The sequence below is a fragment of the Mesorhizobium sp. P2_E10 genome, assembly GCF_056404235.1.
Map to the genome: position 1 here is coordinate 398,070 of NZ_JBFUEK010000001.1, position 20,785 is coordinate 418,854.

At 63.8% G+C, this 20,785-nt stretch carries 15 protein-coding genes; 3 read left to right on the plus strand and 12 right to left on the minus strand.

Annotated features, from left to right (window positions below):
* Positions 1–125 precede the first annotated feature (125 nt).
* Positions 126–3,977, minus strand: coding sequence for a DUF7929 domain-containing protein (locus AC1D0N_RS02045; protein ID WP_477240875.1), 3,852 nt, complete (start codon positions 3,975–3,977; stop codon positions 126–128).
* Between the two features lie 10 nt (positions 3,978–3,987).
* Complete coding sequence (locus AC1D0N_RS02050; protein ID WP_477240877.1) at positions 3,988–5,955, minus strand: hypothetical protein; 1,968 nt, start codon at positions 5,953–5,955, stop codon at positions 3,988–3,990.
* Between the two features lie 483 nt (positions 5,956–6,438).
* Here AC1D0N_RS02050 and AC1D0N_RS02055 point away from each other — a divergent pair, with 483 nt between their 5' ends.
* Positions 6,439–8,031: an ABC transporter substrate-binding protein gene (locus AC1D0N_RS02055; RefSeq protein WP_477240879.1), complete on the plus strand. Its 1,593-nt coding sequence runs from the start codon at positions 6,439–6,441 to the stop codon at positions 8,029–8,031.
* Between the two features lie 111 nt (positions 8,032–8,142).
* Entirely contained in the window at positions 8,143–9,003 is an 861-nt protein-coding gene (locus tag AC1D0N_RS02060) for a hypothetical protein (protein WP_477240881.1), read from the plus strand.
* 9 nt (positions 9,004–9,012) lie between these two features.
* On the opposite strand, the gene AC1D0N_RS02065 is transcribed toward AC1D0N_RS02060, so the two are convergent.
* From AC1D0N_RS02065 to bcoG, 7 genes are all read right to left on the minus strand, one after another.
* On the minus strand, positions 9,013–9,957 hold the full coding sequence (locus AC1D0N_RS02065; RefSeq protein ID WP_477240883.1) for an alpha/beta hydrolase: 945 nt from the start codon (positions 9,955–9,957) through the stop codon (positions 9,013–9,015).
* Between the two features lie 17 nt (positions 9,958–9,974).
* Positions 9,975–10,757, minus strand: a complete 783-nt coding sequence (locus tag AC1D0N_RS02070) for a carnitinyl-CoA dehydratase (RefSeq protein WP_477240885.1) — start codon at positions 10,755–10,757, stop codon at positions 9,975–9,977.
* Complete coding sequence (locus AC1D0N_RS02075) at positions 10,750–12,828, minus strand: acetate--CoA ligase family protein (protein ID WP_477240887.1); 2,079 nt, start codon at positions 12,826–12,828, stop codon at positions 10,750–10,752. Before AC1D0N_RS02075 ends, AC1D0N_RS02070 begins: the two co-directional genes overlap by 8 nt.
* A gap of 67 nt (positions 12,829–12,895) precedes the next feature.
* Positions 12,896–14,059, minus strand: coding sequence for an acyl-CoA dehydrogenase family protein (locus AC1D0N_RS02080; protein ID WP_477240890.1), 1,164 nt, complete (start codon positions 14,057–14,059; stop codon positions 12,896–12,898).
* Between the two features lie 4 nt (positions 14,060–14,063).
* Positions 14,064–15,158 (minus strand): carnitine 3-dehydrogenase, encoded by a 1,095-nt coding sequence (locus tag AC1D0N_RS02085; RefSeq protein ID WP_477240892.1) that lies wholly within the window; start codon positions 15,156–15,158, stop codon positions 14,064–14,066.
* Complete coding sequence (locus AC1D0N_RS02090; protein ID WP_477240894.1) at positions 15,155–15,784, minus strand: HD domain-containing protein; 630 nt, start codon at positions 15,782–15,784, stop codon at positions 15,155–15,157. The genes AC1D0N_RS02085 and AC1D0N_RS02090 overlap by 4 nt, the downstream gene beginning before the upstream one ends.
* 16 nt (positions 15,785–15,800) lie before the next feature.
* Positions 15,801–16,718 carry a 3-dehydrocarnitine:acetyl-CoA trimethylamine transferase BcoG gene (bcoG, locus tag AC1D0N_RS02095; protein WP_477240896.1) on the minus strand — a complete coding sequence of 306 codons (918 nt, stop codon included), beginning with the start codon at positions 16,716–16,718 and terminating at the stop codon, positions 15,801–15,803.
* A 77-nt stretch (positions 16,719–16,795) separates the two neighbouring features.
* Here bcoG and AC1D0N_RS02100 point away from each other — a divergent pair, with 77 nt between their 5' ends.
* A complete protein-coding gene (locus AC1D0N_RS02100; protein ID WP_477240898.1) occupies positions 16,796–17,776 on the plus strand; it encodes a GlxA family transcriptional regulator in 981 nt (326 codons plus the stop codon).
* A gap of 73 nt (positions 17,777–17,849) precedes the next feature.
* On the opposite strand, the gene AC1D0N_RS02105 is transcribed toward AC1D0N_RS02100, so the two are convergent.
* The 3 genes from AC1D0N_RS02105 to xylA form a co-directional block, all read right to left on the minus strand.
* Positions 17,850–18,053, minus strand: coding sequence for a hypothetical protein (locus AC1D0N_RS02105; RefSeq protein WP_477240900.1), 204 nt, complete (start codon positions 18,051–18,053; stop codon positions 17,850–17,852).
* A gap of 274 nt (positions 18,054–18,327) precedes the next feature.
* Entirely contained in the window at positions 18,328–19,083 is a 756-nt protein-coding gene (locus AC1D0N_RS02110; RefSeq protein ID WP_477241854.1) for an SDR family oxidoreductase, read from the minus strand.
* A 295-nt stretch (positions 19,084–19,378) separates the two neighbouring features.
* Positions 19,379–20,704: a xylose isomerase gene (gene xylA, locus AC1D0N_RS02115; RefSeq protein ID WP_477240902.1), complete on the minus strand. Its 1,326-nt coding sequence runs from the start codon at positions 20,702–20,704 to the stop codon at positions 19,379–19,381.
* Positions 20,705–20,785 lie beyond the last annotated feature (81 nt).

Genomic DNA, 20,785 nt, shown 5'->3' on the forward strand with positions numbered 1-20,785 from the left:
GCTGACTTGTCGAGTGTGCCGGTATGCAAACAAGCGCGAAGAGTGCAGGTTCCCTTCCAGGCGCCGAGGCCCAAGAAAAACCCCGCCGGACTGCTCCGGCGGGGTTCTGGTCTTGGTGCGCAAGATTACGGCTTGAAGGTCTGGATGTTATTGCTTGCCGGGTCTTGCTGCAGATCCACCTGCGGCTTGCGCGTCGGCAGGAGCTGCTGCAGGACATTCGGGTTCAGCAGTTGGGTCGGATCGACCCCCAGCGTCCTGCGGATCGGCTTGCAGTTCGGGAACCGTCCAATGGTCCCCTCCGGGCAGCGCCGAATTGTGATGATCGGCTCGCACTGTCCGCCGACCATATGCGAGCCCGGCGCGCATTCCGCCTGTGGCTTGCGGCAGGCGCCGTCGATCACCTGGGTGCCACGCGGACAGACACACTCGCCGCGCTTGTTGTGGACCTGGCCGCGTATCTGGCATTGCTCCACGACAGGCTGCTTGCGCCGGCAGGCGCCGTCGCTCACTTCCGTACCCCGCGGGCAAACACAATTGCCGTTGGCGTCGTGGACCTGGCCACGGATGGTGCACTGCTCCACCTCGGGCCTCTTCTTGCGGCAGGCGCCGTCGCTCACTTCCGTACCCCTCGGGCAAACGCAATTGCCGTTGGCGTCGTGGATCTGGCCACGGATGGTGCACTGCTCCACCTCGGGCCTCTTCTTGCGGCAGGCGCCGTCGATCACTTCCGTACCTCTCGGGCAGACGCAATCGCCGTTGGCGTCGTGGATCTGACCACGGATGGTGCACTGCTCCACCTCGGGCCGCTTCTTGCGGCAGGCGCCGTCGCGCACTTCCGTACCCCGCGGGCAGACACAATCGCCATTGGCGTCGTGGATCTGGCCGCGAATGGTGCACTGCTCCGGTTTGTCGATCCTGACGCAGGCGCCGTTCTCGAGCTCGGTTCCGCGCGGACAGACACAGCGTCCGTCCTCGGTGCGGATCTGGCCCTTGAGCAGTACGCAGGGCTTTGGCTTCGGCTCGACGATGACGCCGCCGTCGGGCGAGCACTGGCCGTTGCGGAACGTCGTGCCTTTCGGGCAGACGCACCTGCCGGCATCGTTCATGACGAAGCCCGCCGAGCACTCCTTCTTCACCTCGTTCTTGATGCTGAAGGGGTGGCAGGCATAGGCCTTGCCGCGGTCGCCCTGCACGTTGGTCGCATCGCGCGGCAGCACGTCGCCACCGCCTTGCACCTTGGTGTCGGGAGACAGCACGCCGACGCAGTTCCGGCCATTGACGCTGCCTTGCAGATTGGCCAGGCGGCCGTCGTCGGGAATAACCACGGTCATCGTGTGGACGTGGCTTTCCCCGGCGCCGAGCGTCAGGTTGGCAATGCAGGACAACGGCAAGGTTGTCGGCTCCGGCGAGCAGCCGAAGGGCGGGTCGATCGAGGTGATCTCAACGCCTTCCAGCCTGCCGAGGCCTTCCACGCCGATCGCATCACCGATGCGAACCGGACCGGAGAAGGGGCTCGTCCCGTCATTCGTGATGGTGATCTCGAACGAGCAGGGTTGACCGGGCTTGCATTCGCTGTCGCCGGTCTTTTCGACGCGGATCGTCGAGGCACCGCCGCCCTTGGCGCAGGCCTGGCCAATCGGATAGACGATGTCGTCTCCCGGAGCCGGGCCATAGGAGCCGCGTGCGCAGTTCTCGAACTCGCCATTGGCCGAGACCGTCACGTCGAAGTGGCGGCTGGTTCCGGGCGTCATCACGGCGCCGGGAATCTGGCACGACAGCGCATTGGCCGGAACCGGTCCGCACGCCCATTCCGCGCCGTCAGGGGTGACGGTCTGGATCTGGACGGGCGCTCCGCCGGCCACCAGCTTGGCGGCATCGTTGACCCGCACCGGACCGGTGGGGGCCGCGGTCCCAAGGCTGATGACGGTGATGCGGCAAGAGATGACCGCCGCACCGGCCAGCGAGCCGTTGCACACCTTGGTGATGCGCAGGGTCGGCTTGCCGCCATTGGGATGACGGAAGCGTTCCTTGGCGCAGGCCTTGTTGTTGGTGAGGTCGACCTCACCGGGGATGGGCTTCACCGCGGCGCAGTTCTCCACCGTGTCCGACTGGTAGCCGGCCGGCATCACCGCCTTGACGACGATCGCCGTCGAGGCGCCCGGCAGCAGCACGATGCCGGCACTGTCGCAGCGGAACTGGCCGGGGCCGTTCGGTCCGCAGGCCCAGGGCGGGCTCGGGCCGAACGTCGAGGATGCCGGCGCGCCGCCCGGGTAGGTGTCGACAACCGTCAGCGGCCCGACATAGGGGACGCTGCCGTTATTGAGGATGTCGATCACGAAGTAGCAGATGCCGTCGGCCGTACAGACCGGGATGCGGGCACGCTTCTTCAGGATCAGGTCGACCTTCTTCTCGACCGGCGGCTGGCAGTCGCGGTCGCGATCGCCACGCCGGCAGATCGGGATCGAGGCGCAGCCCCTGTCGTTTTGCTGGCTGCCGAACAGCGGCTTGCCGCTGGCCGGATAATTGTAGGTGGCGCAGTTGCGTAACACCTTGCCTTGCCAGCCTCCGGCCGGCTTGAAGCCGAGCTTGAGGTCGACGAAGGCCCCCGGGTTGAGCGTGGTCACCGGATAGGTGCAAATCATCGGCGTGGTTCCGGGCACGCAGACCCAGGGCGGGTTCGGCCCTGAATCGAGGGTGGAGCCGGCCGGCAGCGTCACTTCGTCGAGCACGATCTTGCCGTGATAAGGGCCTGTGCCGACATTGGTGACCCGGATGGTGAAGTCGCAGCCACCGCCCATCGTGCAACGCGTCACGTCGGCGCGCTTCTCGACCTTGAGGTCCGGCTCCTTGCCGGGCGGGCATCTGAGGTCACGCGGAATGACGATTTCGATCGTCTGCGTGCAGCACAGGCCCCAGCCCTCCTTCGGGCCGGCATAGGTTTCGATGCCGGTGACGATGAGGTGGATGACGTCGCCGGGCGATGCGCCGACGATCTTCCAGTTGAGCACACCGCCGCCTGCCGGCACCAACTGCGTGTCGGGGATGATGGTGATGCCGGGTGTCGTCGTCGAAACCTGCACCCACTTGCCGCCCATCTCCGGGCCGACCGGCATGTGGTAGATGAAGGCGCCGCCACCGGGCACGCAATCGACCGTGCCGCGTTCCACCTTGAAGCATTCCTTGCCGGGAGGTGGTGGCGGTGGTTCGCATTTGGTGACGTCGATCTTGATCGAGGTCTTTTCACCGGTGAGATAGTCGCCGTCGTCAGGCTTGTTCGGATCCTGCGATGGGATGATGATCCCGGTGCCGACCCCATTGGTTACCTTGATCATACCCTGGTTGTCGACGATCGTCGGCGAGGGAAACGCCGCATGGTCGATCTTGGCGGTGATCCTGAAGTTGATGACGCGCTCGTTGGGTGCGCCAGCGCCGTCGAGATCGGTGGCGGAAATCCGGAAATCGGAAACTGTCGCCGTATCGTTCGGGCTAGCCGAGGTGCTGATCGTTGCACCCGGCAGCGGTCCACCGGACGCATCCGTGCCGTCGCCGGACACGTTGACATTGACGATCGCAAGGCCGTGCGGAAGCTGGTCCTTGAAGTCGAGCTGGAGTTTCTTTAGCCGGGCCACGAAGCTTGGGTCGGCAAAACTCTCCGGGCCGCCGCGCAAGCCGAAGCTCAGCGAATAGACGACGTAGTCACAGCCTCTTTGAGTGCCTTTCTTCGTGAAGAAAGGGATAACCCGGTCCGGCCTCGGATTGACGACGCGCGGATTGTCGAGCTGGAGTTGGACATCCGGGCTGGTCGCCTGGATGTTCTGGGCGGCGACAGCCGGTAGGGCGGGCGCGAGAGCGACCGCGATACCGGCCGCCATCAGCCAGCGCGCGCCGCGCCTGGCGTATGACAGGGGTTTCATGATCGTCTCCATGACGGTTGATTGATTGCTGTTTGCGAGCGGGGAGAGGATTGAAATGTTCATCTTCCCCTCCTCAACGTTCACAGCTGATTGCTGGCGTTCTGAGCGGCACGGTCATCTTGCAGCAAGGGTAGTAGCCACCCTTGTCCCGGTCGGATTGCCTGTAGAAGCAGAGCCCGACATCGACGGTGTCGCCAGGGTAATGGCCGGTGATGTTGACCGTGTAGGGCGCGCCGGGAGCGTGCGATTGGGATGATGTCACCCCGACGCCCGGTGTCCTCGACTGAGCCTTGATCGAATCGCCGCCAAAGCCGGCATGGTCATGGAGATAGAGATCGGCCTCGAGGCCCGACGGCGTGCAGTAGTACTGGACGTCGTCGATATCGAGGCAAGGAGGCAGGTCGCCGGGGGGCGGGAAGTCCGGCGGATAGAAAGGTGGCAGATAGCCGCCCGGTATTTCCTCATAGTAGCCGGCACGGCCCTCGCAGGGGTGCCAGACCTCGACGTCGCCGACATGGCCTTCGACCTCGGGGTCTTCGAAATAGCCGTCGAAGTCGACGAACCACGAGCCGAACGGCGGCACGTTAGCCGGCTTGACCAGTTCCTTCGGCGTGATCTGCACGCCGTGCACGGCCAGAGGCCCGCCGGCGGCGAGCTGTTCGGCAAGTGCCGGGTTGTCGCGCAGCTTGTCGCCGGTGTTGACCAGCGTCTGCGTGCACACACCGGTGTCGAGATTGCCGTCGGCATCATAGCCATATTGCAGGTCGAGGCCGCCGGCCGACTGCCGGTTGCCTTGCGGGAAGCCGACCGCATATTCCTGCGGCACTTCCACCCAGACCGATTCCGTCGCCGGATCGTCCGGATTTTCGAGCCAGTAACGGATGACCTCGCCTTTGCCGGAATCGGCGAACTGGCTGTAGTCGTAGCGGTTTTCCACCGGGCCGCGCTGGGCCAGGTACATGAAGCCGTTATTGTCGAAGGCAATATCGGTGACTGCATAGTCCTTGTCGGCACTGACCGTCAGTTCCCAGCGCGGGTCGCCGGCAAAGCTGCCGTCGCGGGCAATGCCCACCGACCAGATCTCGGCCTTTTCGCCGACCGAATAATAGAGCCGGCCGCCATGATAGGCGACGGACCAGACACGGCGCTCGTCCTGCGTATAGCCCCATGTGTCAGGGTCTTCCGAATCGAAGGCAGCCCCCTGTATGTCCATCACCGAGCCGTCGTCGGCGAGCGGGGCGAGCCCGTGCGCCGGGCGTCCGTCAACACCGTGATCGAACGTGTCGATCAGGGTGCCGTTGGCGTCGATGCGGTGGATGAGGCCGGTGTCGAGGTCCGAGGCAAAGAACTGGCGATGGATGCTGTCGAAGCTGACGTCGCCAATGCCGGGACCGCTGTTGGTGTCGATGTCGGAGAATTTCGAAACGGCGCCTGATATACCGTCGATCTTCCAGATCGTGCCCGGTCCGCCGCCGTTTTCGGTGCCGAACTGGCCGTCCATGAAGGTGGCGCCTGGGGTGCCGCGGCGCTGCCGCTCCGGGCGGCCGTCCGCGTCTTCGTCAGGGGTGACGATGCGGATGCCGTGCAGCGAAGTGGCGCCGGCATAGAGGTTTGGAATGCCGGAGGGGACACCGTCGCGCACGCCGTCATCATAGGTGATGCCGAACACCTGGCCGATCTGCTCGGCCGTCACCTCGAAGGGCGGCGGTGTGTTGACGAGCTGCCCGGAGGCCGGCCCACCCAGCGCTGAAACGTCGAAAATGCGCAAGGTTGCGCGCGTCGTGTCGATGAAGGTTTCGTCGACCGGATCGACCCCCGGCGGCAGGCCTTCCTCGAAACCGGGAATGATGGTGCCGGAAAATCCGGTCACCGCCATCGAGCCGGGATAGATGATCTGGGTTTGCTGATCCTGTGCCTGGGCAGGGCTGCCGAGCCAAAGACTGGCGGCCAGCGCCAGTGCCACGAGACCACTGGATATTTGGATTGCGTGGCGCCAGCGGCCAGCAGTGTTGGACACGAACGAGCCGTGGTTGCCAGACATGAAACTACCCCCGTAGCCTACGGGAGAAACGTCCAGCTTTGCCGCGCGAATCAGGGATAGGCGCGGCGTTCCGGCTCGTTCGTCCCCGATCGAATTGTCTGCTTTCCTCACATTCACGATACGCCTGCTCTTCCGCAGGGTCAACGGAATCAGCGAGAAGCCCAGCGCGTCCACCCGTTCCCGAAGGCGGTGTTCGCGCTGAGCTCCTGTTGTTCCCGGAGACCATGGAGTCTCTGGGTTTCTGATCATGGCGGACTTTCCTTTCCGGGGCCGCACCATGCGGCACCTGAGCGTCAGTCGCAGGCTGGAGCGGAAAGGTTCATCCAAGCGGCGGCTGGGTCTGTTTGCCATTTCACAGAAGCGGCGACTAATTCTTGTGTCAGGCAACTCAGGACGGAAACCAGCTTGGCGCGAAACACTGGCAGGCTTACTTACCGTCAGTGCCGGCTTCTGCTAGCGTCATCCCAACCCTGGGGGGGTATCATGATACGCAGGCACTTCTTTTTGTTGCTGGCCGCGCTTTTTCTATGTGCCCTGCCGGTCCATCAATCCTTGGCCAAGACCCTGGTCTATTGCACCGAGGCCAGTCCCGATACGTTCGACCCGGCGCTCGCTTCCGGCACCCGCGACGCCTCCGCCACCACGCTCTACAACCGCATCGTCGAGTTCGAGCCGGGCACCACCAAAGTGCGCCCCGGCCTGGCGGAAAAATGGGAGGTTTCCGACGACGGCCTCACCTACACGTTCCATCTGCGCCATGGCGTCAAGTTTCACACCATCGACGGCTTTACGCCGAGCCGCGACTTCAACGCCGACGACGTCCTGTTCACCCTGGACCGTCAGGAAAATGCGCAGAATCCGTTCCACAACTATGCCAACCGCCCCTACACCTACTTTGACGGTATGGGCATGCCGCGCCTCGTGGACGGATGGCGCAAGCTCGACGACTATACCGTCGTCATGACGCTCAAGGCGCCGAATGCGCCGATGCTTGCCAGTCTGGCGATGGATTTTGCCTCGATCGTTTCAAAGGAATATGCCGACAGGCTGCTGGCCGAAAAACGGCCGCTCGATCTGGCGGTGAAGCCGGTCGGAACGGGCCCGTTCCAGCTCGTCGATTACCAGCAGGATGCGGTCATCCGCTACAAGGCCAATCCCGACTACTGGCGCGGCCGGCCAAAGATCGATGACCTCGTCTTCGCCATCTCCACCGACGCCAACGTCCGCATGGAGAAGCTGCGCGCCGGCGAGTGCGATGTCATGCCTTATCCCAATCCAGCCGATCTCGAGGCGATCAAGGCGACGCCTGGCATCGAGGTGATGCAGCAGGAAGGCCTGAACACCGGCTATCTCGCTTTCAACACCTTGCAGAAGCCCTTCGACGATCCCCGCGTCAGAAAGGCCATCGACATGGCGATCGACAAGCAGGCGCTTGTCGACGCGGTGTTCCGCGGCACCGGCAAGGTCGCGCGCAACCCGCTTCCGCCGACGTCCTGGGCCTATGACGCGTCGACCCTTGACGCTGTTTTCGATCCTGCAGCTGCCCGGCAGGCGCTCGCTGCCGCCGGCGTAAAGGATCTGCATATGAAGGTCTGGGCGATGCCGGTGCAGCGTCCGTACAACCCGAATGCGCAGCGCATGGCCGAAATGATCCAGTCGGATCTGGCAAAGATTGGCGTCACCGTGGAGGTCGTCACCTATGAATGGGTCGAATACCTCGCTCGCTCAAAGGCACTCGACCGCGACGGCGCCATGCTGTTCGGCTTCACCGGCGACAATGGCGATCCCGACAATTTCCTTTCCGTGCCGCTCGGCTGCGCCGGTGTCGGCGCCACCAATCGCGCCAATTGGTGTTTTCCCGCTTTCGACGACTTGCTCAAGCAGGCAGCTGGGATCGTCGATCCCGATGCCCGCGCAAAACTCTATGCGCAGGCGCAGCAGATTTTCAGGGAGCAGACGCCATGGGTGGTGATCGCCCATTCGGTTGTGTCGGTACCGATGCGCGAACGCGTCAAGGGCTACGTGATGGACCCGTTCGATCATCACGACTTCTCGAGTGTCGACATCCAGGACTAGGCATGATCCCGAAAAGTGGAATCCGTTTTTTGGAAAAGATCATGCTCAAACAAAGAGATAGAGCCCCCATCCCGATTCTGTCGGGATGGAACGGGCTCTAGCGCTCTGGCAATGCGCGCGGATCTTGATGTCTATGTGGAGAGCCTGGGCAATTTTCGCTCAGGCGAGGAGTATTCCGTCCAGTCGCTGCTGCCCTATCTGCAGCAGGCTGGCATGACGGTGCGCGTGTTCGACAGGCCGGCGCGTGCTGATAGGGCGCCGGCGGCCCTGCTGCACATCGACCTGACCGAAGTGCCGCAACTCTACCACGACATCCCTGAGCTCTACGACCGCACCATCAACGGCCGTGCGCTGTCCATCCACCGGCACCTCTATTCGACGCTGAGGCTGAAGGCAGGCGACAGCCATTCCGGTCCGGTCGTCGTCAAGACAGTGCTCAACAGCAAGGGCCGGCCCGAACTGCGCTGGCGGCAGTACCGCAATCGTTGGACACGGACGGCGCATTTCGTCCGCAAGACCTTCGAGCCCGGCTACAAGCAACGCCTGTGTCCGCCCTATCGCGTCTACGAGACCATGGGACAGGTTCCGGCGGGGGTCTGGTCAGACGATCGGCTGATGGTCGAGAAATTCGCCTTCCACAACCTCGACCTGCCGATCGTCAAGCATCGCTACATGTTCCTGCTCGATGCCGAGGTCAATATGCGGCAGGTCTACAACGACGTGCTGTGCGCCGGGTCGAAAATCCTCAGCAACGAAGAGGGCGGCCCTGTTCCGCCGGAGGTGCTGGCGGTGAGGCAGCGGCTCGGGCTCGATTTTGGCGCGATCGACTATTTCATCGTCGACGGCAAGGGCATCGTCGTCGACGCCAACAAGACCGTCGGCTCCAACCCCGACTGGCTAAAGCAGAACCGCTTTCGCCAGGAATTCAACGACCGCATGGGAGCGGCGCTGATAAGGTTTGTCCGCGGCTGAGGCGGGCTGTCACCAGACCCATTCGCCCTTGCCGAGCGCCGACACTGCGTCCGTGATGCGGGTAAAGCTGGCACGCGCCCGGCCGACCGTGTGCCTGGCCCTGAGATAGCCATGCACCAGCCCCGGCTCCTCGAGCCAGATGGCGCGCCCGCCGGCCGCAACGATGCGGTCGCGATAGGCCTCGCCGTCGGATGACAGCGGATCGCACTCTGCGGTGATCAGCACTGTCGGCGGCAGATCGGAGAAATCGGTGTCGGCAAGCGGGGCCAGCGTTGCGTCATCGCTGCGGTCGCCACCGCCGCTGCGGATATCCTTGTAGAAGTCGAGGTCGCGCAGCGTCAGCATCGGCGCCTCGGCGTGAGCCGTATAGGAGGCGCCAGAGCGGTCGCCGCCAAGGCCGGGATAGACCAGCACCTGGCCGATCGGTTTGCGCGGGTGACCGCGCGTCGCGTGGCTGACGGCAGCGGCGAGATTGCCGCCGGCGCTGTCGCCGCACAGCAGGATTGGGTGCTTGTAACTGGTCGCTGCCCATTCGAAGGCGCTGATGACGTCATTGAAAGCGGCGGGGTGACGATGCTCGGGCGCCAGTCGGTAGTCGACGGAGACCACCTCATAGCCGGTGCAGGCGCAAAGATCGGCGCAGACATCGTCATGGCTGTCGAGCCCACCGAGGATGAAGCCGCCGCCATGGAAGTAAAGCACCATCGCCGCCGCCTTGTCCGATGTTGGCGTGCGGTAGATGCGGATCGGGATGTCGTGCGTTGGGGTGGCAATGGCCGAGGTTTCGACTGTCACGCCCTTGGGATAGCCGGCAAAGAATTCGCGGCACATGCGGTCATAAATGCTGCGCTGTTCGGCGATCGTGTAGTCGATCGTGTCCGGCGGATAATAGGAATTGGTCTTCTCGATGAAGGCCCAGGTCTCGGCGTCGATGAGGGTTTTGTAGTCGGTCATCGGAGCCGGCCTGCCGCTCACTTCCCCTTCCACACCGGCTCGCGCTTTTCGGCGAAGGCACGAAAACCCTCCATACCGTCTTCGGAGCCGTAGAGCACATCGACCGTCGGCAACTGGCGGCGCGTCACCTTGTTCATCGCCTCCTGGAAGGTCAGTGATTCCGCCACCCTTGCCGTTTCCTTGATTGCGGCAAAGACCAGCGGCGGGCCGCTGGCTAGCAGCCGGGCGATCTCCCAGACGCGGTCCTCGAGCTTGTCCTTGGGCAGCACCTCGTTGACCAGGCCCCAGCGATGCGCCTCCGCGACATCCATCCAGCGGCCGGTCAGCAAAAGGTCCATGGCGACGTGGTAGGGAATTCGCTTCGGCAGCTTGATCGTCGCCGCATCCGCCAGCGTGCCGGCGCGGATTTCCGGCAGCGCGAAGGAGGAATGGTCGGAGGCGTAGATGAGGTCGCAGGACAGTGCCAGCTCGAAGCCGCCGCCCACCGCCATGCCGTTGACGCAGGCGATGACCGGCTTGTTGAGGTCGCGCAGTTCCTGCAGCCCTGCAAACCCGCCGACGCCATAGTCGCCGTCGACCGCATCGCCGCTGGCCGCCGCCTTCAGGTCCCAGCCGGCGCAGAAGAACTTGTCGCCGGCTGTCTTGACGATGGCGACGCGAAGCTCCGGATCGTCGCGGAACGCCTTGAACGTCTCGCCCATCAGCCGTGAGGTCTTGAGGTCGATGGCATTCGCCTTCGGCCGGTCGAGCGTGACCTCGAGAATAGTGCCCTCACGGCGGGTCGAAATGACGTCAGACATTCTTCTTGTCTCCCAGCACCAGCAGCGCGTCGGCGATCCAGGCGCCCTTGCCCTCTGTGCAGACGATCAGCGGGTTGATGTCGAGTTCCTCGATCTCGCCGGCATTCTTCTGCACGAAGGCGGCAATGCCCGAGATGGCGTCGATGGCAGCCTGGACATCGGCCTTCGGCCGGCCGCGATAGCCTTCGAGCAGCGGGAACAGTTTCAGGCCGCGCAACGCCGCCTCGATGTCGTCGCGGGTTGCAGGCAGCATCAGCGTGACGCTGTCGCGCAACAGCTCAACCAGCACGCCGCCGCTGCCCAACGTCATCACCGCGCCGAACATCGGGTCGCGAGTGAAGCCGACGATCAGTTCGGCGACACCGTCGCGCACCATGCGTTCGACATAAAGGCCGGTGCCGAGCGGCAAGAGATCATGGGCGGCCGTGCTGACGGATTCGGCGTCCTTGAGGTTGAGCGTGACCGCACCGAGCTCGGATTTGTGGGTGACGCCCAACGCCTTCAGCGCCACCGGAAAGCCAAGCGCCATCGATGAAATGACCGCCTCGACGGCATTGCCGGCGCGTTCGCCCTTTGGCACGGACAGGCCGGCCTTGATCAACCGCGATTTGGCTTCGGCCTCGTCAGGCGTGACATGGTCGCCGGCCGGCGCGCCGGAAGCCGAAGTGTCGATCGGCAGTGCCTCGGGCTCGCTCCATGCCCAGCCGATGAAAGCAGCCGCCTGCGCCGCGTCCATGGCCTCGGAAATGCCGAACAACGGCACCATGCCGCGCGCCATCAGTCCGGCCGTGTATTCCTCCGGCAGGTTCTCCGGCAGCGAGGAGACGATCGCACCTTGCGCCGAATTGGTCTTCAGCGCCGATTCGAAGGCGCGCAAAGTCGCCCACCAGTCGGTGTCCGAACAGCGGTCGGGACGCGGGAAGTCGAGCACCAGCATGTTGAGGTCGAAGCCGCCCGACACCATGGCGGTGAAGGTGGCGGTCATCGCCGGCTCATTGTTCCAGATGAAGGTGTGGTAGTCCAGCGGGTTGGCGACAGCGACCAGCGGCCCGAGCGTCGATTTGACATGCCGCCGGTGCTGGTCGGTCAGTACAGGGAAATTGACCCAGCGGCCTTCGGCGCTGTCGGCCATCACCGATGCCTCGCCGCCCGAGCAGCTCATCGATGACAGCCGGTAGCCGGGCAGCGGCCCGGTGATATGCAGCAGCTTCAGCGCCTCGATGAAGGCGGGGATGGAATCGACGCGCGCAATGCCGAGCCGCCTCAGGAAGGCGCCGGAGGCAGCATCCGAGCCGGCCAGCGAGGCGGTGTGTGAGACGGTCGCTTGCCGTGCCTGTTCGGAGCGGCCGACCTTCATGGCGATGATCGGCTTCTTCAATTCGCGCGCCCGCGCCGCCAGCCGCTCGAAGCCGGCTACCGAATCGAAGGCCTCGATGTGCAGGCCGAGCGAGGTGACGCGGTCGTCCTCGATCAGCCCGAGCGCCATTTCGGAAAGGCCGGTCTGTGCCTGGTTGCCGGCGGTCATCAGGAAAGCGATCGGCAGTCCGCGCTTCTGCATCGTCATGTTGATGGCGATGTTGGAGGACTGCGTGATGATGGCGACGCCACGGCCGCCCTCGGGCAGCCTGATGCCGCCATGCTGGTCGGGCCATAGCAGCGCGCCGTCGGCGTAGTTGATCAGGCCGTAGCAGTTCGGCCCGATGATCGGCATTTCGCCCGCGGCAGCGACCAGTTCGGCCTGCAGCCGCTCGCCATCCGCGTCATAGGCCTCGGTTTCGAGGAAGCCGGCGGCAAAGCAGACGGCGCCGCCGGCGCCGCGCTCGGCCAGCGCCTTGACCACCTCGATGGAAAGATGCCGGTTTACACCGACAAAGGCGGCATCGGGCGCGCCGGGAAGATCGGCGACGGAGCGATAGGCCTTGCGACCGGCGACCTCGTCCTTGGTCGGGTGCACAGGCCAGATTTCGCCGGCAAAGCCCATCTTGATCGACTGTGCGACGACGGCGGCGGCTTGCGCCCCGCCGAACACGGCAATCGACTTCGGGCGCAGGAGACGTTCGAGTTTATGCATGGCCATCTTTTCGTTTGAACATGATCTTATCCCCAAAACCGGAACCCGGTTTGGTGGCCATCATGCTCTAAGCGCCGAACGGACGCAGCAGCGCCCGCGAAATAATATGTCGCTGAATCTCCGAAGTGCCTTCCCAGATGCGTTCGACACGGGCGTCGCGCCAGATGCGCTCCAGCGGCAGATCATCCATCAGCCCCATGCCGCCATGGATCTGGATCGCTTCGTCGGCAACAAAGGCAAGCATTTCGGTGGCCTTCAGCTTGGCCATGGCCATGTCCTGTTCGGTGACGGTGCCTTGATCGTACTTCCAGCCGGCTTCGAACACCATCAGGTCGGCCGCCTTCAATTCGGTCGCCATGTCGGCGAGCTTGAACGAGACGCCCTGGAACTTGCCGATCTGCTGGCCGAACTGCTGGCGCTGCGCGGAATATTCGATGGCATGGCCAAGCGCCCGCTCGGCGCGGCCGAGGCAAGTGGCGCCGACCTGCAGGCGGGTGGCGCCCAGCCATGAATTGGCGACCTCGAAGCCCTTGTGCACTTCACCAAGGACCTGGCTTTCTGGGAGCCGGCAGTCGTCGAATTCGAGGATGGCGTTGGTGTAGCCGCGATGCGAGACGTTGCGGTAGCCGTCGCGCACCGTGAAACCCTTGGTGCCCTTGTCGACAAAGAAGGCGGTGATCTTCTTGCGCTTGCCGCGCGCAGTTTCTTCCTCGCCCGAAGCCATGAAACAAATGGCGAAATCGGCGAGGTCGGCGTGGCTGATGAAATGCTTGGTGCCGTTCAGCACCCAGTCGTCGCCATCCTGCACCGCGGTGGCCTTCATGCCGCGCAGATCGGAGCCGGCGCCCGGCTCGGTCATCGCCAGGCAATCCCATTTCTCGCCGCGAATGCAGGGGAATAGGTACTTTTCGCGCTGCTCCGGCGTGCCGGCCAAAAGGATGTTGGAAGGGCGTGCGACGCAGGTCCAGTGCAGCGCGTAGTTGGCGCGGCCGAGTTCCTTCTCATAGAGCAGCCAGGTCACCGTATCGAGGCCGGCCCCGCCGACATCGGCCGGCATATTGGCGGCATAAAGCCCGGCTTCGATCGCCTTGACCTTGATCTCCTCGATCAGCTCACGGCGCAGCACGCCGGTGCGCTCGACCTCGCGCTCATGCGGGTAAAGCTCATTCTCGACAAAAGCCCGCGTCGTCTCGACGATGAGCTTCTGTTCCTCCGACAGACCGAAATCCATGGGGTCAGCCCTTCTTCTTTTTCTTCGGCTTCTCGGCCTTCTTCACCGGCTTCAACGCCTTGGCCTTTTCGGCCGACTTGGACGCGGTCGGCTTCTTCGCCGCCAGCTTGGCCAGCTGCTTGGTATAGTCCTTGTGCAAGGCGCCGGCACCCCAGCCCTTGCCTTTGTTCTGCTTCGACAGCGCGTCCATGATGGCGACCAGATTGTCGTCGCGGATCTTTTCCAGCTCGCGGATCGACAGGCCGTGCGCCTGGTCATCCGACTGCATGGCAATCAGATCGACCAGCTCGTCGTTGAATTCCGGCACGTCCATCAGTTTGGTCCACGGCCATTTCAGGCACGGTCCGAACTGCGCCATGAAGTGGCGCATGCCGGCCTCGCCGCCGGCGACGCGATAGACCTGGAACATGCCCATCTGCGCCCAGCGCAGGCCGAAGCCATAGCGCATGATGTCGTCGAGTTCCTCGACCGTGCAGATGCCGTCCTTGATCAGCCACAGCGCCTCGCGCCATGCTGCTTCGAGCAGGCGGTCGCCGACGAAGGCTTCGATCTCCTTGCGGATCACCACCGGCTTCATGCCGATCGAGGCATACATCTCCTTGGCGACCTCGATCGCCTCGGGAAAGGTCTGCCCGCCGCCGACGATCTCGACCAGCGGCAGGAGATAGACCGGGTTGAAGGGATGGCCGACGACCAGCCGCTCCGGATGCTTCTTCATCGCCACCTGCATGTCGGTCGGCTTGATGCCGGAGGTCGACGAGCCGACGATGGCATTAGCCGGAGCGTGGCTGTCGATCTCGGCCAGCACGCGGTGCTTGAGGTCGAGTCTCTCAGGCACGCTTTCCTGGATGAAATCGGCATCGGCGACAGCTTCGGCAATCGTCTTGGCAAAGGTCAGCTTGCCCTCCTTGGGCAAGCCGCCGGGAACCATCTGCTTGTAGGCGCGTCGCGCTCCCTTCATCACTTCCGAGACCTTGCGCGAGGCCTCGGGATCTGGATCGAAGATCGACACGTCGATGCCGTTGAGCAGCAGCCGCGCCACCCAACCGGCGCCGATGACACCGCCGCCAATGGCGGCTGCCTTGTTGATGATGCTCATGCGGAAGCTCCGGTTCTTGTCTTGGCTGTTTGGGGATCGATGAGGGGCACGCGCTCGCCGGCGCGGATTACCGAGGCGTCGTAGGCCTTGCGGGCAAAGACTTCGAGCACGAAGGGCCGGAAGAAGTCGATCGGCAGCGTGTCGTAGTCGGGGTCGAAGCTCGACTGGTCCCAGCGTTCGCAGAACTGGTCGCAATCGTCGAAATAGACATGGCCGGCGAAGCGGTCGCGGGCATGGCGGTTGCCGCCGAGATGGTGGGCATAATAGAGGCGCTGGAAGTCGCCATGCTTTTCCACCACCCAGGTGCATTGCTCGCGCACGAAGGGTTTCAGGATCGAAGCGGCATATTCGTCGTGATTGTAGGGCGCGTAGATGTCGCCAATGTCGTGCAGCAGGGCACAGGCGATCCAGTCGGTATCGGCGCCGTCTCGCCAGGCCCGCGTCGCCGCCTGCAGCGAATGACCGAGCCGGGTGATCTTGTAGCCGGACAGGCCCTCGTCGAGCTGCACCAGCGCATCGAGCAGCCGCTCGCCGGTCCTGGCCGCATAGTCGATCTCATGCGCGGTCAGGAATTCGTAGTCGTCCCGGTCGCCATCCTTCATCGCGGTGAATTTGACGGTTGTCATCTCCGCACCCCTCAAATCACGCGGCGATGGGCGCCCGCTTGGTCAGGTTCAGCTTCTTGCGCACTTCCTCCGGCCCAAGAATCCTGGCGCCGAGATTGGTGACGATGCTGGCAGCACGCTCGACCAGCTGCGCATTGGTCGCCAGCACACCCTTGTCGAGCCAGAGATTGTCTTCAAGCCCGACGCGGACATTGCCGCCAGCGAGAACGGCAGCGGCGGCATAGGCCATCTGGTTGCGGCCGATGGCAAAGGCCGACCAGTTCCAGGTCGACGGCACATTGTTGACCATGGCCATGAAGGTGTTGAGGTCGTCCGGCGCGCCCCACGGCACGCCCATGCAAAGCTGCACCAATGCATCGGCGTTGAGCACCTTTTCCTCGACCAATTGCTTGGCGAACCACAGATGGCCAGTGTCGAAGGCTTCGATCTCCGGCTTGACGCCGAGCGCCGTCATCATGCCGCCCATGGCGCGCAGCATGCCGGGCGTGTTGGTCATGACATAGTCGGCTTCGGCGAAATTCATGGTGCCGCAATCCAGCGTGCAGATCTCCGGCAGGCACTGGCGCACATGTTCCATGCGGTTGGTGGCGCTGCCCATGTCGGTGCCTTTTTCATTGAGCGGCAATGGCGCTTCCGGCGAGCCGAACACCATATCGCCGCCCATCCCGGCGGTGAGGTTCAGGATCACGTCGACGTCTGCCGCGCGGATACGCTCGGTCACTTCGCGGTAGAGATGGACATCGCGCCTAGGCTTGCCGGTTTCGGGGTCGCGCACATGGCAGTGGACGATGGCCGCGCCGGCCTTGGCAGCATCGATCGCCGAATCTGCGATCTGCTTGGGCGAACGCGGCACATGCGGCGAGCGGTCCTGCGAGCCGCCGGACCCGGTCACGGCACAGGTAATGAAAACCTCACGGTTCATCGCGAGCGGCATGGAACTTCCTCCCAATCGAAACAGACCACAACATTGCGCTACTTGCAGGAAACTGTTTTGCGTTTTACGAAAGCCTCATGATCAAAAGCGAAAAACCAACGATCTTTCGCGCCGAGCGCTCGCCGCTCAAGGTGACGCTGCTGGTGTTTTCCGGCGCCTCGATCATGTGCGTGGCCTCCGCTGTCGATCCGCTGCGCGCCGCCAACCGCATCGCCGGCGAGACCTTGTTCGATTTCAAATTGGTCTCGGTCACCGGCGAGGCACCGGTCACCACATGCGGCCTGCCGGTGGCGGTCAGCGGCCGCTTCGATGCGGCGGAGCCGACCGATATGCTGGTCGTCGTCGCCGGCTTTGGCACCCAGAATTACACCACATCGGCCCTGCTTGCCGGCCTGCGCCGCGCGGCGCGGACGGCGCGCGCCTGCGGCGGCGTCGAGGCCGGCACTTGGCTGGTGGCCCGCGCCGGCCTGCTGGAAGGGCGTAGCGCCACCACCCATTGGGAGGATATGGAGGATTTTTCGTCGGCCTTTCCCGGGGTCGACGTGCGCCCCGATCGCTACGTCATCGACGGGCCGGTCTTCACTTCGGGCGGGGCGTCGCCGACCTTCGACCTGATGCTGCATCTGATTCGCACCCGGCTCGGCATGGCCGTGGCGCTCGATGTCGCCAGCGTCTTCATCTATGACCAGGCACGCGCCGCGACCGACGCGCAGCCGCTGGTCTCGCTCGGCCGGCTCGACGGCTACGACCCGCGGCTGGCGCAAGCGATCCGGCTGATGGAAGCGCATGTCGACCAGCCGCTGACCATCGCCGCGGTGGCCAAACGCGCCGGGGTGACGGCGCGAACACTGGAAAGCATCTTTCGCAAATCGATCGGCGAGACGCCGGGCGCCTATTATCTCAGGCTGCGGCTGGGGGCAGCGCGCCGGCTGGTGGTCGACACAAGGGTGGCCATGGCCGATATTGCCGGGCGGACCGGATTTTCGTCCGCCGCGGCATTTTCCAGAGCGTTTTCAAGAGCTTTCGGCGAAGCCCCGGTCAGGCTGCGTCGGGGCTAAGTCAGTCTATTTGTATTGTCGCAATTCCGGACGGAAAACCGCTTCACACTTTTCCTGGAATTGCTCCAGGGGATCAAGCGGCGTTCTGCCGATCGCCGCTGGTGTCCATCTGCGAGCGCATCTGTCTCGCCAGCCGCACTTCGAACCGGCTGCTGACGGCACGGTCCCATTCGTTCTTCACATCGTCGGTCGGCCTCGGCAGCGCCATCAGCCGATCGATGATCGATCCGGCCTCGCCGGATGAGAGCAGGGCGTCGATCTCGCGTTCGTGCTGCATATCGGTTCGCCTCCTTCCTTTTCACCCGCCACAGAAGCCGTCTTATACGAGTTCCGTGACGGCTGTTTGAAGGCAAGAGCGAGGTGATTGAGGGGCAGCGCGAGGCAGAACCTTGTCGTCGGACAGGGTCTTGCGCAAACCAATTCCGGGGCGGCCGGGATGTTATCCCGTCGCCCTCAAGCAATACGAATCGGCTTTTCGCCCCAGACGTAGCGGTTGACTAGTTCTCCAGATATTCTTGGCGGCCGGACTTCGGCTGCCGGTCGTTTCGGATTCAGCCCTTGCGCTCCTGAAGGCTGTTGCCGCCGTCGACCACCAGCACGGCGCCGTTGACGTAGCTCGCACCTTCCGATGCCAGGAATACCACCGCTGCGGCAACCTCGTCCGGTCGCCCGGCCCGCGCCGGTGGCGTGTGCAGGGCAGCTTGCCGCTCCATTGCGCTCGACGAGCCCGTTTCGATCCAGCCAGGGGCCACGGCATTGACTGTCACGCCGCTTTTTGCCACCTCGAGCGCCAGCGTGCGCGTCAGACCGACCATGCCGGCCTTGGCGGCGGAATAGGCTGCTGTGCCTTCGAAAGACACCAGCGGCCCGGTAACCGACGCCACATTGACGATGCGCCCATAGCCCGCCTCGACCATCGCCGGCAAAAACGCGCCGGTGACCAGGAATGCGGTCTTCAGGCTGACGTCGATCCCTTGGTCCCAATCGGCCTCGGTCATGGCGAGAAACGCCTTGTCGGCCGAGGGCGATGCCAGCGAACCCATGCCGGCATTGTTGACCAGGATGTCGACAGCGCCGACATCGGCCCGCAGCCGCGCGACTTCGGCCGCGATGGTGAGATCCGCGACCGCGGCTTTGGCATTGATGCCTTCGGCGCAAAGCTCGGCGGCGCGATCGAGTACACGCGCGCTGGCACCGTTCAGGAAAACGGCATGACCGGCAAGGCCGAGCTGCCGCGCAATGGCAAAGCCGATGCCGTCGGCAGCACCCGCCCCGGTGATCAGCGCACGCTTGGTGGTAGAAGGCATGGTCAAATCGGACTCCGCTGGTTGCGCCGTCGCGGTCTTACCACGCACTTTGGCGACCGTGCTGAGAAGATTTGATCTGCAACATTCCGCGCCGCTTGGCGTCCTCGAAATGCCGAGGCCGGCCGCTCAGGATGTCCGCTCTGCTGCCAGAATACCGATTGCGCAGCCGTCCTTGCGTGGGTCTGAACCGCCCTGCAGCATCCCATTCATCCAGTCGATCATGACCTGCTTCAGGGGGCACCCGCCGCGGCGGCTTTCGGCCATGCGCGGCGGATGTCAGTCCAGAGGTCAGGCTTCAGACGTAACGGTTGACGATGTTCTCGAGCAGTTCCTGGCGGCCGGATTTCGGCTGCGGCTCGATCTTCTTCTTCACCACGCGCTCGGCGATCTCCTCCAGCGTCCGTTTGCCGGCAAGCATTGCCTTGGCTTCGGCCGAGTTCCAGCCGGCGTAGCGCTCGGCCAGCGGACCCGACAGCGCCTTGTCCTCGACCATGCGTGCCGCGGCCTTGAGACCCCGTGCGCAAGAATCCATGCCGCCGATGTGGCCGATCAGCAGATCTTGCGGATCGAGCGACTGACGGCGTAGCTTGGCGTCGAAATTGGTGCCGCCAGTCTTGAAGCCGCCGGCCTGCAAGACCTGGTAGTAGGCCAGCGCCATCTCCGGAACATTGTTGGGGAACTGGTCGGTGTCCCAGCCCGACTGGTAGTCGTTGCGGTTCATGTCGATCGAACCGAAGACGCCGAGCGCATTGGCCAGCGCCAGCTCGTGCTCGAAGGAATGGCCGGCCAGGATGGCGTGGCCCTGCTCGATGTTGAGCTTGACTTCCTTCTCCAGCCCAAAGCGCTTGAGGAAACCGTAGACCGTCGCGACGTCATAGTCGTACTGGTGCTTGGTCGGTTCCTGCGGCTTCGGCTCGATCAAGATGGTACCCTTGAAACCGATTTTGTGCTTGTAGTCGACGACGAGGCTGAGGAAGCGGCCGGCCTGTTCCTGCTCGCGGGCAAGGTCGGTGTTGAGCAGCGTCTCGTAGCCCTCGCGACCGCCCCACAGCACATAGTTCTCGCCCTTCAGCCGCTTGGTGACGTCGATGCAGCTTTTCACCGTCGCCGCCGCATAGGCAAAGACATCCGGATCGGGATTGGTGGCCGCGCCGGACATGAAGCGGCGGTTGGAGAACAGGTTCGCCGTGCCCCAGAGCAGCTTGACGCCGGTCTGCTTCATCTTGCCGGCAAAATAGTCGGCGATCTCGTCGAGGCGCGCCGCGCTCTCGGAGAAATCCTTGCCTTCCGGCCGGACGTCGGCGTCGTGGAAACAGAAATATGGCGCGCCGAGCAGCGAAAACATCTCGAAGGCGACGTCGGCCTTGAGCTTGGCCAGCTCCATCGTGTCGACACCGCCGGCCTTGGGGAACCACGGACGATCGAAAGTCTGGCCGCCGAACGGATCGCCGCCCGGCCAGGCAAAGGAATGCCAATAGGCGACGGCAAAGCGCAGATGATCTTCCAGCCGCTTGCCTGCAACGACTTCGTCGGGGTTGTAGAACCGGTAGGCTAGTGGATTGGTCGAATCCGGGCCTTCATATTTGATCGTCTTGATGTCGCCGAAAAATCCGCTGCTCATGATTTTTTTCCTCTCTCGAATAGTTCGCCCTGATTACCTCAGGCGTAATTGGTTTCGTTCTTTCGCTGGCCGAAAAGGGTC